The sequence below is a fragment of the Microbacterium sp. SSM24 genome (genome assembly GCF_025989145.1).
GTDB lineage: Bacteria > Actinomycetota > Actinomycetes > Actinomycetales > Microbacteriaceae > Microbacterium.
The window spans coordinates 1,157,992-1,173,640 of sequence record NZ_JAPDNQ010000001.1 but is presented as its reverse complement, the minus strand read 5'-3'; the positions used below and the strand labels follow the sequence as shown (position 1 = coordinate 1,173,640).

Sequence of the window (15,649 nt, the reverse complement as noted above, 5' to 3'; positions counted from 1 at the left end):
CGGCGTCATCATCGGGGGGTCGGGAGCGTCTATGAGGCTGTGGGGTGCAGAAGGCACCCCGTAGAAGGGCCTTCATGTCTTCCCTAGTACGCCGCGGGACCGCCGCGGCATTGGCGGCGCTCCTGGGCTTCGCCGCAGCAGTGGCCGGAGCCGGCGCGGCGCAGGCCGCGCCACCGTACGCGACGGAGGCGACTATCACGTCGATGGCGTTCGCGCAGTCCACGGTGCAATCCGGGTCGCTCGCCGAACTCCAGGGCACGTGGTCGCTTCCCGACGATCCGGAGACGCCCGCCGGGTTCGTCGTCCCGTTGCCGGAAGGACTCCAGGGGAATGCGGATGCGTTCTCCCTGCTGGCGCCCGACGGGGTGACCGAGATGGGGCACTGCACGGTCACCGAGACGCAGATCGTCTGCGACTTCGATGCCGCCTACCTGGCGGAGCACCCCCGCGGCCTCTCCGGCACGTTCGACTTCTGGGCGAGGGTGACCACCACGGTCACCCAGGCGACCGAGGTGACGTACGACCTCGACGGAGTCTCCGCCGCGATCACCGTCACTCCCGCCGCGTGCCCGGACTGCGTCTTCAACGGCAGCAGTAACAACAAGCGCGGCGTCTACAACCGCGACAGCGACACCATCACCTGGACGGTCGGCATCAAGGCGCCGGCGACCGGCATGGTGGGCGGCGAGACGGTCACGGTGGTCGATCGGCCCGGCCCGGGCATCGAGATCCTCCCGGGCACGATCGTCCGGCACACCGACCAGACGGGCCGGCTGCCCGTCGGGGAGGTGCAGCCGATCGGATGGCGCAACAAGCCTGCGGGCGAATACTCGGTCTCCGCCGACAACGCCACGGTCACCTTCGAGAGCCAGCCCGGGTACTTCTACCGCGTCATCTACACGACGCGCATCACCGACGGCGGGGCGGCACACACCTACACCAACGATGCCGACATCACGATCGAGGGGCAGCGCACCGTGACGGTGACGGGGTCGACGACGCGCACGGGCGGCGGCGGCACCGGCAGCGGTGACCGCGTCGGTCGCTTCGACATCACGAAGGACGTGCTGTGGCCGGCCGATCCGGTTCCCGGACTCGTCTTCGAGGGGTCGTTCACCGTGACGGCGCCCGATGGAGCGGTGAGCAGCGGCACGTTCACCGTCGGCGACGGCTCAACGTGGACCAGCCCGTCCTACCCTGAGGGTTCGATCGTCCATCTCGAGGAGTTCACCCCGACGCAGCCGGCCGGCATGGACTGGGCGACACCGGTCTTCTCGGCCAATGATTTCGCCATCTCCGCCAGCGGCGTCACCGCCGTGACGCTGACGAACGAGGCCGTCCTCGCGACGGGGGTCTTCTCGGCATCCAAGGTGCTCGAGGGCACCGGCGCGGATCTGGTTCCCGACGACGCGGAGTTCACCCTGTCGTACACCTACCCGGCCGGCGAGGGCTTCCCCGCGGGCAGCGGCGAGCTCACCCTCCCCGCGGACGGAACCGTCGTGGAGTCGGATCCCCTCCCGGTCGGTGCGATCCTCACGCTGGCCGAGGTCGCCCCGGAGTTCATCACCGGGGCCGTCTGGGGAACACCCCGGCTGTCGACCAGCACGGTCACTATCGGGCGCGACACGCAGGTCGAGGTGACTCTCACCAATCCGATCACCGCCACCCCGCCCGTCGTGAAGACGGAGGGGCAGCCGACCCTGGCGAACACCGGTCTCGGCATGCCGGTCGCCCCGTTCGCGGCGCTGGCCGTGCTGCTCGGCGTCGTGGGGATCTCCCTGCTGCAGCGCACGCGGGCCCGCAACGCGGAGTGACCCGTCCGGCCGCACCCGGGACTCTGGCACCCGGGCGCGGCCGACGGGCGCGGATCAGCGGCAGCGGCTCAGCGGGCGCGGATCAGCTCCGCGGCGACTTCGCCGATGACGATCGTGGGGGCGTTCGTATGGCCGCGGATCACGGTCGGCATGACGGACGCGTCGGCCACGCGCAGTCCGCTGACGCCGCGCACTCGCAGCTCGGGGTCGACGGGGGACGTCGCATCCGTTCCCATACGCGCGGTGCCCACCGGGTGGTAGAGCGTGTGGGAGTAGCGGCGGAGCGAGAGCTCGGCGCGCTCCGTCGGCGACATCCTCTCGCCGCCTTCGGGCTGGATCCAGCCGCCGGTCGTCAGCGCGCGCAGCGCGTCGGTCGCGATGAGTCGTTCGCATTCGGCGAGGCCGGCCAGCATCGTCGCTTCGTCGAGGCCGTCCGGATCGGTGAGATAGCCGGGATCGATCACCGCCTTCTCGGCCGGATCGGCCGACGCGAGACGGATCGTGCCGCGACTCTTCGGGCGCAGCAGGATCGCGCCGACCGTGATGCCCTCGGCCGGGGTCGGCACGAGTCCTTCGCCGACATATGGGACGGGCGCGAAGATGATCTCGATGTCGGGGAGGACGCCGGGCACGCCGGCACGGTCCGCGACCTCGGTGCGCAGGAACCCGCACGCCTCGCCGACGTTCGAGGTCAGCATGCCCTTGCGCGCAGCGAGGTAGCGGCCCAGCTGGGCGACACTCTCGGCGCCGTACAGGGTGCCGCCGCGCGCTTCGGGGGCGAGACCCGCGACGAGGTGGTCCTGCAGGTTCTCGCCGACCTCGGGCGCGTCCACCACGACGTCGATGCCGTGCTCGGCGAGATGACCGGCCGGGCCGATGCCGCTGAGCATGAGCAGCTGCGGGGTGTTGATGGCGCCGCCCGACAGGATCACCTCACGGCGCGCCGTCGCCTGGCGGGTGACGCCGGCGATGTCGACGTAGACCCCGGATGCGCGCGGCTGGTCGTCGCCGGGTACGAACGTCACGCGGCGCACGAGCGCGTTCGTGACGACGCGCAGGTTGCGTCGCCGGCGCGCCGGCTTGAGGTACGCGTCAGCCGTCGAAGCGCGGGCGCCTCGGTGCTGCGACACCATCGTCTGGCTGAAGCCCTGACCTTCCGCAAGATTGGCGGGGGTGATCGGATGCCCCGCCTCACGAGCAGCCTCGAGGAATGCCGCTGTGTGGGGCCGGGGGTCGCGCTGGTGCTCGACGGCCTGAGGTCCTGCGGTGCCGTGGTCGTCGTCAGCCGGACCCTCCGTGCGCTCGACGCGGCGGAAGCGGGGGAGCAGCGCCTGCCACGACCACGTCGGACCCGCTGTCTCGGCCCATTCGTCGTAGTCGGCGGCGAAGCCCCGCACCCACATCATCGCGTTGAGGGACGACGAGCCGCCGAGCGTCTTGCCCCGCGGCCAGAACACGGTGCGACCCTCCAGGCGCTCCTGGGGCACCGTGTCGTAGCCCCAGTCGTAGGGTCCGCGGAACAGCTTGGAGAAGGCCGCAGGGACGTGCAGCTCGAGCGCGGAGTCGGGTCCGCCCGCTTCGAACAGCAGCACCGAGACCGCGGGGTCCTCGCTGAGGCGTGCGGCCAGCGCCGCCCCGGAGGATCCCGCGCCGACGACGATGTAGTCCGCGACCAGCTCGGCGGACCGGCGCGGGCTCATGCCCGGAACGCCTGCGCGAGCGTGCCGGCGAGCTTCGCGTAGTTCCCGTCGATGCGGAAGCGCGTGAATCCCTCCGACACCGCGGCACCGGTGCGCGAGGTGACGAACCACGGGGGCTTCGGCAGCACCGAGAACGCCCGGCCGCGCGAGCGGTTCAGCGCCCTCGGCGCGAGCGACCGCGGGAACGGACGGAACGGCCCACGCGTGACGGCTCGCTCGATGTGGTCGAGCAGCAGCGCGTTGTGGACGACGCCCAGGCCGCTCTGCACGTCCTGCAGGGTGGCGCCGGGGAACCCGCCCCACGGCAGCGTGGGCGTGAGGAAGCCGAAGGCGGTCCAGGAGTTGATCGAGATCGTGCCGTAGCGCAGGTCGGACATGGCCCGCTCGAAGCCGTCGCCGAGGGCGGCCTGCGTCACCGGGTCGATCAGCACGTTCGCGCCGAGGGTGCCGACGAGCTCGTCGTTCGCGTGGGCGACCGCGCGATCCAGGAACTCCTGGCCGTTGCCGCGCAGCGCCACGACACCGAGAACCGGGGCGAAGTACTCGGTGGTCTCGATGGCCGTCGCCGCCTCGCCGGGCTCGGTCTCGACGAGTGCGCGCGTGCCGTCTGCGCACCACGTCGCGTCGGGATAATCGGATGCCGCGGCCGCCAGCTTCGCGGCGCTCCGCGGGTACCAGACCGGCCGGGCGGGCGCCGCGTCGAGGGCTGTGCGCAGCGCCGCGAGGAAGGCCTCGCGCTGCGGCCAGTCGGCGCTGAGCAGCACGACCTGGCCCGCGATGCAGTTGTGCCCGGAGTTGTAAAGCCGCATCGTCGCGACGTGCTCGGCCTGGAACACGAGGTCGGCGTCGCTCCATTCGCCCGGAACGATGATGATGGGCGAGACGCCGCCGAGCTCGGCCGTGATCGGCTTCTTGAGCCTCGGACGGTCCTCGCGCCGGCGACGGGTCGTCGCCGCGGCGCCCGGACCCGAGGACGGACCCCACACGATCGCGTCGAAGGTGGGCGCTGCGCCGGTGATGTGCACGTGGGCGATGCCGCGGTGCTCGGCGAGGTAGGCGCCGACGTCGCCGCCGCCGCGCACGATGCGCACGAAGCCGGGTTCGATGAGCGGCGCGAGCGCCCGCTCGAAGACGGGCACCAGGGGGTCCTGCGTCGGGTTGACCTTGAGGATCGCGACCCGGTTGTGGGCGAGCAGCTCGTACATCACGTCGAGCACCGGGATCGAGGTGACGTTCCCCGCGCCCAGCACCAGGCCGACTCCGCCGGATTCGGTCGGGGTGAGCTGGGCGAGTCCGGCATCGCGCCGCACCGCGGCCTCCGTCACGCCGGGCTGGAACCACACCTCGCCGGTGTAGCCCGACAGCAGCATGCCGTCGATCGCGGTCAGCGGGAACACCTGCGCGCGGAGGCGGCCGCCGGGCGCGGCATCCGTCTTCACGCTCTTCATCGGGCTCTCGCCCTTGGCCAGCGCCGCGAGCGCATCGCGGTAGGCGTCGAGGGCGACGAGCGTCGCGTACGGTCCCGAGAGCCATTCCTCGCCGGCGAGCGGATGCCCCGGCTCGAGCCCCTTCGACGATGCGGCGACGTCGGCCCACTCCTCGGCGACGACGGCGACCGACGCGCGGACGCGGCCGATCAGGCGAGCGCGCTGGTCGAGCGTCAGGTGGGACCACGTGCGGGAGCCGGTCTCGAGCTCGGCGATCGCGGCATCGAGGGCCGTGGACTCCTCGTCGGGCAGAGCGGACGTGCGGGCGGACGATTTCGCAGGGGCGGCCTGGGGCACGAGCGCTCTCCTTCGGGCGGGGGGTCTCAGTCTACGTCGGCGTTGCTGGAACGCGATCTCATGCCTGCTGCGACTGGATGTCGCCGCGACGCAGCGGGTACCGGCGCAGGGCGAGCAGGCTGATCGCGATGAGCACGGCGGGAGCCAGGCTAAAGCTCACGACGATGCCGGTGATCGCGGCATCCGGCTGCACCACCGTCTCACCGGCCGTGGATGAGACGTACCCCGTCGCCGCGAGGATGAGAGACAGCGTCGTGGCGCCGAGCGCGAAGCCGACCGTCTCGCCCGCCGTCCACACGCCGCTGAACGCTCCCGCCCGACCGGGGCCGTTCGTGCGCTCGTCGTGCGAGATGACGTCGGGCAGCATCGCCATCGGCAGCGACTGCATGCCCGCGTACGCGATGCCCGCGACGGCGACCGGCGCGTAGATCCAGTCGCCGGGCGCCCACAGCACCCCGAGGATCGACAGCGCCGCGAGGCCGAAGACGACGCTCGCGATCGCGAAGGCGCGCTCCTTGCCGATGCGGCGGGCGACGACGCCCCACGCGGGCGCCGCGAACAGGGCGGGGGCGATCAGCGCGACGAACAGCAGCTCGACGGCGGCCTCGGAGTGCAGCACCCACGTCGCGACGTACTGCGCGCCCGCGAGCATGAGGCCGGTCGCGAGGGCCTGGAGCACGAACGTCGACAGCAGCGCCCGGAACGGCGCGCTGCGCCGGAGCGAGCGGATGCCTTCGCTGAAGTGCTCGCGGATCGACGGCGTCGCCTCGGGGGAATCGGTCCGTGCGGTTGCGCGGGCGCGCCGCGCGACGGTAGTCGCGACGAGCATCCCGAGCGCGATCACGACTCCCGCGACCACCCCCATGACGAGGTAGCCGGTGACGGGGTCGTCGCTCGTGCGCCGCAGCGCCGGACCGCCGGCGCCGAAGAGGAGGATCGCGAGCGTCAGCACGACCACCCGCCAGGTCAGCAGGCGCGTGCGCTCGTCGTAGTCGGGGGTGAGCTCGGCGGGGAGCGCGATGTACGGCACCTGGAAGAGGCTGAACGCCGTCGCAGTGAGTGTGAACGCGAGGAAGACCCAGATCGCGGCGACGGCCGGTCCGACGGCGGGCGGCACCGCGAACGTGAGGGCGAAGAGCACGGGCAGGCTGCACGCGCCGACGAGCATCAGACGGCGGCGGGTGCCGTGGCGCGCGAGGTCGCGGTCGGTCAGGGCGCCGATGACCGGGTCGATCACGACGTCCCACACCTTGGCGAGGACGATCACGAGACCGGCCGCGAGGGCGGCGACGCCCAGCGAGTCCGTCAGGTAGTAGGTCAGCACCAGCCCCGGCAGCGTGGCGAATCCGCCCGTGCCGAGGGATCCGGTGGCGTAACGGGCGATCGTGCCGCGGGAGAGCCGGGCAGGGGCGAGGGATGCTGCGGCCTCGGGCAGGCCGGGAGCCTCATTGCTCATCGCGCCAGTGTACGGCCGGCGCGGCATCCGTCACTCCCCCTGTGAACGAAGCCGTTTGTGCGGGCGAATGTGCGCCAACACGCTGACCTGAGCGCGCATTTGCCCGCACAAACGGACCGAGCCAGAGGCTCAGGCCACGAGGCGGACGGCCTCCTCGACGGCACGCAGGCCCGACAGGGTCTCGGCGAAGCGCGTCGACAGCGGCGAGAGGCCGATCCGCAGCCCGCCCGGGTCGCGGTAGTCCGGGATGACGTCGTCGCGCCACAGCCGTGCGGTCACCGCGCGCATCGCCGGGTGCGACAGCGTCACGTGCCCGCCGCGCGCTCCGGCATCGCGAGGCGAGGCCACCTCGACGCCGAGCGGGGCGAGCAGCACGTCCGACACGCGCACGGCGAAGTCGGTGAGCGCGACGGACTTCGCGCGGATCGCGTCGATCCCGGCATCCTCGATCAGCGCGAGCGTGTCCTGCATCGCGAGCATCCCGACGATCGGCGGTGTGCCGGAGAGGAACCGCCGCATCCCGTCGGCGGGCCGGTACTCCGGCCCCATCGTGAACACGTCGGCCGTGCCCATCCAGCCCTGGATCGGCTGAGCGAGCGCCTCCTGATGCCGGGTGGCGACGTAGGCGAACGCGGGGGAGCCGGGACCGCCGTTGAGGTACTTGTACGTGCAGCCGACGGCGAGGTCGAAGCGCCACTCGTCCGCCCGCACCGGCACCGACCCGGCCGAGTGGCACAGGTCCCACACGACGAGCGCTCCGGCCTCGTGGGCGATCTCGGTGAAGGCCGCGGCATCCGCCAGATATCCCGACCGGTACGCGACGTGACTGAGCAGCACGACCGCGGTCGCAGGCCCGACCGCCGCGCGCAGCGCGTCGGCCGTGACGCCCGACGAGAGGTCGACGTCGATCCACCGCACGCGCCCGCCGCGCTCGCGGGCGATGCCGTCGACGAGGTAGCGGTCGGTGGGGAAGTTGTCGCGGTCGACGACGATCTCCACGCGGGCCGGATCGGCGGCGTGCTGCGCGTCGAAGGCCGCTCGCACCAGCTTGTACAGCAGCACCGTCGTGGAGTCGCCGACCACGGTCTGGCCGGGCGCGGCGCCGATCACCGCGCGGCCGATCGTGTCGCCGATCTCGAACGGGAGCTGCATCCACGACTCGTCCCATCCGCGGATGAGGCGGCCGCCCCACTCCTGCGTCGCGAACCGCGAGAGCCGCTCGACGCTGGCGCGCGGCGGACGTCCGAGCGAGTTGCCGTCGAAGTAGACGAGAGACGTCTCGGCGCCGACGAACGCGTCGCGGTGATGCCGCAGCGGGTCGGCGGCGTCGAGGGCGGATGCCTCGGACTCGAGCTGCGCTCCGACGGCGGCGTGCGGGTCAGTGGTCGTCATGGATGAGCTCCTCGGAGGGGACGACGGTCGCGCCGCCGAGCCACGCGGCGACATCGTCGAGCGAGGCGGGCGGCGGGCCGGGGATGAAGGTGGCGACTCCGGTGATCGAAGCCCCCGGCCACGGGTCGCACAGCGCGGCGACAAGTGCGGCTCCGCGGACACCCGCGCGGTCCAGCGCCGCCAGCTCGCCGGCCAGGACCCCGACCCGGCGGTCGCCGTTGCCGAGGTCGGTGCCGTAGAGCACCGATCCTCCGGCGGCGACGAAGGCGGCGAGGTTCGAGGACGCCGTGCGGGCGCCCACGGGATCCCCGCCGTGGATGTCGAGCGTCGAGATCCACCGCTGACCGGATGCCGCCGCCCGCGCGATGACCGAGGCGTCGAGCACTTCGCTGAACGGCGTGTGCGCCAGCACGTCCACCCCGGCCTCGAGCGCGAGCGCGGTCATTCCCGGGCCCTCGACGTGGGCGACGACCGGCATGCCGTGCACGCGCGCGGCGGCCACGATCGCGTCGAGCGTCTCCGGGTCGAACACCGGGCCGACCGCCGCGTTGAGCGCGACCTTCACGACGGATGCTCCGAACGAGGCCTGCTCGTCGACGGCGGTGGCGGCGCCGCCGGGCACGCCAGGATGCTGCGACGGGTCGGTCACGGTGCGCACGATGGCGTCGGGCGCCCAGCCGCGCCCCGACGGGTACCCACCGACGCGTGTGAGGAACGCCCCGGCGTAGGCGACGTGCGGGATCCCGTCGCCCCGTCGCGCCAGCTCGACCGGATCGCCCCCGAGGTCGACCACGCCCGCGAGCCCGCCATCGGCGAGCCGGTGCTCGTCGATGAGATGCAGGTGCACGTGATGGTCGGTGAACGGCGGCAGCGACACCCCGGATTCGCCGGTGAGGGCGCCGCGGCACACCTGCGCCGCAGGGCCGAGGAGGTCCCGCAAGGCGAACGGGTCGGCGTGCACGTCAGCGACCGATCTCGGTGCGCACCGCGTGTCTCGATACGCGCCTGGCGGCGCTCCTCGACAACCGCCTCGGACTGACCCCGATCATGCGATCTCCGTTCTCACCGCGAACAGCTCCGGGAAGAAGGTGAGCTGCAGCGCACGCTGCAGGAACGGCACGCCGCTCGAGCCGCCGGTACCGGTCTTGAAGCCGATGATCCGCTCGACCGTCTTCAAGTGCCGGAAGCGCCACAGCTGGAAGTTGTCCTCCAGGTCGACGAGCTCCTCGCACGTCTCGTAGGCGGCCCAGTGCGCCTGCGGATCGGCGTAGATGTCGGCGAACAGCGGCACGAGCCCGGGGGTGAACGTCCACGCCGTCGTGACGTCGCGCTCGAGCACCTCGGTCGGGATGGGATATCCCGACCGTGCCAGCATCCGGAGGAACTCGTCGTAGAGGCTCGGCGCCTCGAGCGCCTGCTTCACCAGCGCGTGGGCGGCCGGGTCGGATTCGAACACGCGCAGCATGGCGGCGTTCTTGTTGCCGAGGGTGAACTCGACAGCGCGGTACTGCGCCGACTGGAAGCCGCTGGCGTTGCCCAGCACGCCGCGGAACTGCGCATATTCGGCGGGGGTGAGCGTCGCGAGCACCGACCACTGCTCGGTCAGCGTCTTCTGGATGTGCTTCACGCGCGCGATGCACTTGAGCGCGGGCGCGAGCTGGTCGGAGCGCAGCAGCCGGCACGCGGCGGAGAGCTCGTGGAGCACCAGCTTCAGCCACAGCTCCGTGGTCTGGTGCTGGATGATGAACAGCAGCTCGTCGTGGTGTTCGGGATCGCTGAGCGGATGCTGCGCCGCGAGCAGCGTGTCGAGCTCGAGATAGCCCCCGTAGCTCATGCGGCCTTGGAAGTCGGTGACGACCGAGCCTTCGATCGTGCGGGTGTTGCCTTCGACGCCTTCGCTCACGCCGTCAGCCTAACGACAGCGGATGCCGCTTCGTCAGGCCCCGGAGAGATGTGCGAGGTCTCGATTCCGTAGCGTCGCGACCACGCGCTCGCGACCCGCGACGGGTCAGATGAGGGCGAGCTCGCGGAGCTTGGCCTCGACGTCGTCGTTCGACGGCTCGACGTGGTGCGAGGCATCCGGATAGACGACCACGGGGATGTTCGTGCGGCCGGAGATCTCGCGCGCGACGTCAGCGGCTGCGGGGTCGGTGACCAGGTCCACGTACGTGTAGTGGATGCCGAGCGAGTCGAGCTGACGCTTCGTGCGGACGCAGTCGCGGCACCAGTCGGCACCGAACATCGTGATCGTCGAGGGGGAGGACATGCTTCCATTCTCCCGGATGCAACCTGGGTGAGGGCCGGACGCCGGATGCCGCACGCGGCGAGGAATTCGCACTCCGGTCCCGCCGTGCGACGATGGAACGCAGTGCAGCTTTCGATCATCGTTCCCACGTACAACGAGGCTCCCAACGTCGCGGAGCTGATCCGTCGTGTCTCGGCGGCGGTCGTGGGCATCGACGCGGAGGTCGTGTTCGTGGACGACAGCACCGATGAGACTCCCGACGTGATCCGCGAGGTCGCGGCATCCGCTTCCCTTCCCGTGCGCCTCGTGCACCGGTCCTCGCGCGCGGGCGGGCTCGGCGGCGCCGTCGTCGAGGGGTTCGCGCTCGCGGAGTCCGACACCTGCCTCGTGATCGACGGCGATCTGCAGCATCCGCCGGAGGACATCCCGCTGCTGTTCGAGCGGTTCCAGCGCGGCGATGCCGACGTCGTGATCGCGTCGCGCTACATCGGCGGCGGCACTGCCACGGGCCTCGCCGACCGCTCCCGCGTCCTCGTGTCGAAGGCGGCCACGGCAGTGACCCGCTCGATGTTCCCGATCCGGCTGCGCGACGTCTCCGACCCCATGACCGGGTTCTTCATCGTCGACCGCCGGGCGATCGACGCCGCGACGCTGCGGCCGCGGGGCTTCAAGATCCTGCTCGAGATCCTCGCGCGCAAGAACCTGCGTGTCGCCGAGGTGCCGTTCGATTTCGCGGGCCGGCACGCGGGCGAATCGAAGGCCTCCGTGCACCAGGGGCTGCACTTCATCACGCAGCTCACCGCGCTGCGCTTCGGGAAGATGTCGCTCTTCGCGCTCATCGGCGGCCTCGGCGCCGTGGTCAACCTCGCGATCGTCTGGGCGCTGACGATGATGGGCGTCGACTACATCGTGGCCGCGATCATCGCCGCAGAAGTCACCATCGTCGGCAACTTCCTGCTGCTGGAGCGCTTCGTCTTCCACGACATGCGCGAGGCGGCGTCGAGCGTCTGGGTGCGATTCGCGAAGTCCTTCGGCTTCAACAACGCCGAGGCGCTCATCCGCATCCCGATCATGGCGCTCCTCGTCGAGACGTGGCACATCTCCGCGGTCGTCGCGACCGGCCTCACGCTCATCGTCGCGTTCTTCGTGCGGTTCGTCTTCCACTCGCTGGTGGTCTACGCCCCGCGCCGACCGGGCGTCGAGCCCACGCGGACGCGCCGCATCGTCGAAGAGCTCGACGCGCAGGCGATGTCACCGGGCGAGTTGTAGCCGCGCGGATGCCTCGTGGAGGCATCCGCACGGCTGGCGCGCCGTCGCGCGCCGGAGGACGGCCCCACCCCTGATGGGGGTATCTGCCACACGCGCTCGGGGTCGACGTGCTGGCATCGGGGTGGAGCCGCCCGGGCGTGAACGCCGTCTCGAAGAGACTCGCGCCACGGGCTTTCCGCAATGCGGACTATCGGTGTCCGGCCACGGTCGCGAACTCCCCGCGTTCGGACCCGGACAGGGAGTCGAGCGCGCGCCGCAGGGCCGTGCTCGACGTGTGGACGGTGTACGGGAAGTACACGACCTCCACGCCCACTTCTGCGAACTCGCGCTCGAGCCGGTCGCCCTTCTCGGTGCCGCGCCAGTCGTCGCCCTTGAAGAAGTGGGTGAAGCCCACCTCTCGCCAGACGTCGATCTTGTCGGGCACCGTCTCGACGTGCACGCGGTCGACGAAGCGGACGTGCCGCACGATCTCCGCGCGCTCGAGGGTCGGGATGACCGGGTCGATGCCCTTCACCGCTCGCAACATCTCATCGCTGACGACACCGGCGATGAGAACGTCGCACTGCTCCTTCGCATGTCGAAGGATGTTGAGGTGCCCGACGTGAAAAAGGTCGAAAGCACCGGCTGCATAACCAATACGCTGCGCCATACGTGTGAGCCCCCAGAACTCAAGTCGGCGATCCCCATCGCCGTATTTCCCCAGAACACCGCAGTCCCCACCGCGGCTGCCCCCTAGCTTAGCGGGTGCGTGCGCCCTCCCGCCAGCATGATCCCGACACTTCCCTCCGCCGCTGCGCTCACGGAAGCGCCGCGGCCGTGAGATCGTCGAACGACACGATCACCGGGCCGTTCGACGCGGAGGAGCTCAGGTAGGCGGACAGTCGCAGCGACCCCGCGGTCTGCAGTTCTGCGGCGGCGTCCGTGCCGGAGAGCTGCCACGTCGCCGGCTCGGCGGTGCCGTCGAGCCAGACCCTGGCTCGGATCGTCGTGGGCGACGTTCCCTCCACCTGGACGCGGACCTTCACCTTCGCGCCCGCCGCGACGACGAGCCCGCCCCCGGTCGATGTGCCCGGGAGGGCTGTGGAGCCTCGCACGTTCTGCAGCACGACGCTCCCGTTGGGATTCACGCGGACCCTCGTGCCGTAGAACGAGGTCCCGACCACGCGCGGCAGCACCGCGATGTCGAGGTACTGGTTCGGAAGCCGGTCCAGCGACAGGGTGACGGTGGTGTCGAGTCTCGACGAGCTGACTCCCCCGAGCGTGGCCGTGAGCGTCGAGCCGGCATTGGCCGACACCCGCCCGGTTCCGCCGCTCACCGACAGCTTCGCGGTGGAGTTGACCGTCCAGGCGCCGCCTGTGTCGGCGGTGCCCCACCCCGCGGCGACGGTCCGCCCGAACTGGTCGGCTCCGAGCGCCCCCGGCGGTGTCGGTGCGGTGACGGTGACGTTCTTGGTGACGGTGCCGGTGGCGCCGTCGTCGTCGGTGACGGTGAGGGTGACGGGGTAGGTTCCGGATGCCGCGAACGCGTAGGTCGCGGTGGTTCCCGTCGCGGGTGCTCCGGCGAACGACCACGTGCGTGCGGTGATGGTGCCGTCGGTGTCGGTGGAGCCGGCGGAGTTCGCCGTGACGCTGAGCCCGTCGGCCTGCCACGTGAAGTCCGCGGTCGGCGGCGTGTTCGGCGGTGGCGGTGCGGTGACGGTGACGTTCTTGGTGACGGTGCCGGTGGCGCCGTCGTCGTCGGTGACGGTGAGGGTGACGGGGTAGGTTCCGGATGCCGCGAACGCGTAGGTCGCGGTGGTTCCCGTCGCGGGTGCTCCGGCGAACGACCAGGTGCGTGCCGTGATGGTGCCGTCGGTGTCGGTGGAGCCGGCGGAGTTCGCCGTGACGCTGAGCCCGTCGGCCTGCCACGTGAAGTCCGCGGTCGGCGGCGTGTTCGGCGGCGGCGCGACGCCCATCCGGTTCACCGAGACGTCATCGACTGAGACGATGACCGGGCCGTTCGTCGCCGACGAGCTCAGGTAGCTCGTGAACCGCACGCCGCCGGGCTGCTGGAGCGCCGCGGTCGAGTCGGTGGCTGTGGCCGCCCACGAGGTCGGCTCCGTCGCGCCGTCGAGCCACGCCCGTGCCCGGAGGGTGGTGGGGCTCGTCCCCTCGACCTGCATGCGGATGCGGAGCTTCGCCCCCGGCGTCAGCGTCGAGCCGACGACGGTGCCGCCGGCGAGCGCGGTGCCGTCGCGCATCGCGTGGAGCGTGAAGGTGCCGTTCGGATTGGTCACGATGCGCGCCGCATACGCGGCGGAGCCGACCTGACGCGCTGCCGTCGTGAAGGTCAGGGATCGATCGGGAACACGGTCGAAGGCGACCGTCACCCGCGCGTCCACCGAGGCGGTGTCGACGACCGGAAGGGTGGCCGTGAGGGTCGACCCGCCGTTGGACGAGATGCGTCCGACGCCCGAGGCCACCGACAGCTTCGCGGTCGAGTTGACCGACCACGCGCCGCCGGTCTCCGCGGTCCCCCACCCCGCCGCGACCGAGCGGGTGAAGGTGTCGGCCGCGAGCGGTGCCGCCGCGGGAGCCTGGACCGTCGTGGACCAGGTCGGACCCCGCGTGACGCTCGTGCCGTCGCCGACCGTCGCGTACCAGTCCAGCACCGTGCCGACCGGGACGTCGGGCAGGGGGACGGACGAGACAGCGCCCGCGGTCACGGTCTGCTGACCGACGACCGGCAGGTCCGCCGGCGGGGCCATGTCGTAGTTCCAGCTGAACGCGCTGTCCGCGTCGGTCTCGTACTGGTTCAGCGTCGGCGAGTAGGTGGTCGCGGTGACCGTGCCGGCCGACGGGGTGAACGTGTACCAGCGCAGCCAGCCGTCGCCGCCGTTGGGCCGGCCCTGGAAGTCGCTGAGCGCAGACTGGACGGGGTTGCCGCAGTCGTTGAGGTCGGAGCGGTTCGCCTCGCCGTCGAGTCCGTCGGTGAAGTGGCCGTTCACCACGAGGAAGATGTTGCAGTTGGACCGGACGAGCTTCTGCCAGATCTGCGCGCCGCTGTTGCCGACGACATCCGTGCGCAGCTGCTGGCCGCTGAGGCTTCCGGTCACGGTGAGGTAGCTGTGCGTGCTGACGATCGCCCGTCGGTCCGGGTACGCGTTGAGGACTCGCTGCGCCCACGCGAGCACATCGTCGGGCGGGTTGAGCTCGAGGTTCAGCGTGAGGAACTGCATGCCGCCCGCCTGGAACAGCGCGTAGTTGTTCATGTTCTGCCGGTCGGCGGCATCCGGCCCGAACTGGTTCTGCCCGTAGTAGCCGCCGTAGGAGGCGTTCGCCGAGTTCCACGACGCGTCGCGGTAGCGGCTCACCGGGAAGTACTGGTTGTACTTCGCGTAGTCGCCGGTCGCCAGATCGTAATCGTGGTTGCCCGGGATGACCGAATGAGGGATGCCGGCGTCGTCGAGGATCGCCATGCTGGTGGTGGCCCGGGCCCATTGGGCATCGGACGTGCGGTTGTCGACGATGTCGCCGAGTCCGGCGGCGAAGGCGAGATTGAGCGTGGAGCGGTTGTCGACGATCCACTGCAACTGCGACTGCAGGAGCGGAGTGTTCGCGGCCGTGAGCACGTAGTTCTGGGTATCGGGGATCACGAGGAACGTGAAGGGCGCCCCGCCGGCGCCCGGCTCGACGCTGCCTCGCGGGGCCGCGTGGAACGTCACCTGCAGCGATGCGTCGTCGGGATCGTTCGCCCGCACGCTGAGCGACGTGCCGGTGGCGGCGGTGCCGCCGTTGGCCGGGGCGACGAGAGACGGCGCGGCGGGCGGTGCGCCGCTCGCCTGCGCCACGGTGGGCACGGCGATGATCGCCACGCACAGAGCGAGGGTCCCCAGGACTCCCACCGCACGGTCACGCCACTTGCGATGCGTTCGCATCGACCCACCTCCCCAGGGTGATCGGATGCCGGTTGGCTCAACGTAGCACCGGCCGAACGGGCCGCCAAGGGG

At 71.2% G+C, this 15,649-nt stretch carries 11 protein-coding genes; 2 read left to right on the top strand and 9 right to left on the bottom strand.

Annotated elements, in window-relative coordinates:
- Positions 1-74: 74 nt before the first annotated feature.
- Positions 75-1,814 carry a DUF5979 domain-containing protein gene (locus OL358_RS05430; protein ID WP_264708920.1) on the top strand — a complete coding sequence of 580 codons (1,740 nt, stop codon included), beginning with the start codon at positions 75-77 and terminating at the stop codon, positions 1,812-1,814.
- Positions 1,815-1,882: 68 nt separating this feature from the next.
- Here the strand turns inward: OL358_RS05430 and OL358_RS05425 are convergent, their stop codons facing one another.
- The 7 genes from OL358_RS05425 to OL358_RS05395 form a co-directional block, all read right to left on the bottom strand.
- A complete protein-coding gene (locus OL358_RS05425; RefSeq protein WP_264708918.1) occupies positions 1,883-3,514 on the bottom strand; it encodes a GMC family oxidoreductase in 1,632 nt (543 codons plus the stop codon).
- Positions 3,511-5,298, bottom strand: coding sequence for an aldehyde dehydrogenase family protein (locus OL358_RS05420; RefSeq protein WP_413631339.1), 1,788 nt, complete (start codon positions 5,296-5,298; stop codon positions 3,511-3,513). The genes OL358_RS05425 and OL358_RS05420 overlap by 4 nt, the downstream gene beginning before the upstream one ends.
- Before the next feature lie 58 nt (positions 5,299-5,356).
- Positions 5,357-6,754: an MFS transporter gene (locus OL358_RS05415; protein WP_264708917.1), complete on the bottom strand. Its 1,398-nt coding sequence runs from the start codon at positions 6,752-6,754 to the stop codon at positions 5,357-5,359.
- Positions 6,755-6,883: 129 nt separating this feature from the next.
- Positions 6,884-8,146, bottom strand: coding sequence for a kynureninase (locus OL358_RS05410; protein WP_264708916.1), 1,263 nt, complete (start codon positions 8,144-8,146; stop codon positions 6,884-6,886).
- Positions 8,133-9,107, bottom strand: coding sequence for a hypothetical protein (locus OL358_RS05405; RefSeq protein WP_264708915.1), 975 nt, complete (start codon positions 9,105-9,107; stop codon positions 8,133-8,135). The genes OL358_RS05410 and OL358_RS05405 overlap by 14 nt, the downstream gene beginning before the upstream one ends.
- An 84-nt stretch (positions 9,108-9,191) precedes the next feature.
- Entirely contained in the window at positions 9,192-10,049 is an 858-nt protein-coding gene (gene kynA / locus OL358_RS05400; RefSeq protein WP_264708914.1) for a tryptophan 2,3-dioxygenase, read from the bottom strand.
- 105 nt (positions 10,050-10,154) lie between these two features.
- Positions 10,155-10,412, bottom strand: a complete 258-nt coding sequence (locus OL358_RS05395; RefSeq protein ID WP_264708912.1) for a glutaredoxin family protein — start codon at positions 10,410-10,412, stop codon at positions 10,155-10,157.
- A gap of 102 nt (positions 10,413-10,514) precedes the next feature.
- Here OL358_RS05395 and OL358_RS05390 point away from each other — a divergent pair, with 102 nt between their 5' ends.
- Complete coding sequence (locus OL358_RS05390; RefSeq protein WP_264708911.1) at positions 10,515-11,660, top strand: glycosyltransferase; 1,146 nt, start codon at positions 10,515-10,517, stop codon at positions 11,658-11,660.
- Positions 11,661-11,847: 187 nt separating this feature from the next.
- On the opposite strand, the gene OL358_RS05385 is transcribed toward OL358_RS05390, so the two are convergent.
- Both OL358_RS05385 and OL358_RS05380 read right to left on the bottom strand, forming a co-directional pair.
- Complete coding sequence (locus OL358_RS05385; RefSeq protein WP_264708910.1) at positions 11,848-12,309, bottom strand: adenylyltransferase/cytidyltransferase family protein; 462 nt, start codon at positions 12,307-12,309, stop codon at positions 11,848-11,850.
- A gap of 148 nt (positions 12,310-12,457) precedes the next feature.
- On the bottom strand, positions 12,458-15,577 hold the full coding sequence (locus tag OL358_RS05380; RefSeq protein WP_264708909.1) for a PKD domain-containing protein: 3,120 nt from the start codon (positions 15,575-15,577) through the stop codon (positions 12,458-12,460).
- Between the last annotated feature and the right edge of the window lie 72 nt (positions 15,578-15,649).

Excerpts from the sequence above, each read along its gene's own strand:
- OL358_RS05415 (WP_264708917.1), bottom strand. The coding sequence starts at position 6,754 with ATGAGCAATGAGGCTCCCGGCCTGCCCGAGGCCGCAGCATCCCTCGCC.
- OL358_RS05410 (WP_264708916.1), bottom strand. The coding sequence starts at position 8,146 with ATGACGACCACTGACCCGCACGCCGCCGTCGGAGCGCAGCTCGAGTCC.
- OL358_RS05385 (WP_264708910.1), bottom strand. The coding sequence starts at position 12,309 with ATGGCGCAGCGTATTGGTTATGCAGCCGGTGCTTTCGACCTTTTTCAC.
- OL358_RS05430 (WP_264708920.1), top strand. The coding sequence starts at position 75 with ATGTCTTCCCTAGTACGCCGCGGGACCGCCGCGGCATTGGCGGCGCTC.
- OL358_RS05425 (WP_264708918.1), bottom strand. The coding sequence starts at position 3,514 with ATGAGCCCGCGCCGGTCCGCCGAGCTGGTCGCGGACTACATCGTCGTC.
- OL358_RS05380 (WP_264708909.1), bottom strand. The coding sequence starts at position 15,577 with ATGCGAACGCATCGCAAGTGGCGTGACCGTGCGGTGGGAGTCCTGGGG.
- OL358_RS05395 (WP_264708912.1), bottom strand. The coding sequence starts at position 10,412 with ATGTCCTCCCCCTCGACGATCACGATGTTCGGTGCCGACTGGTGCCGC.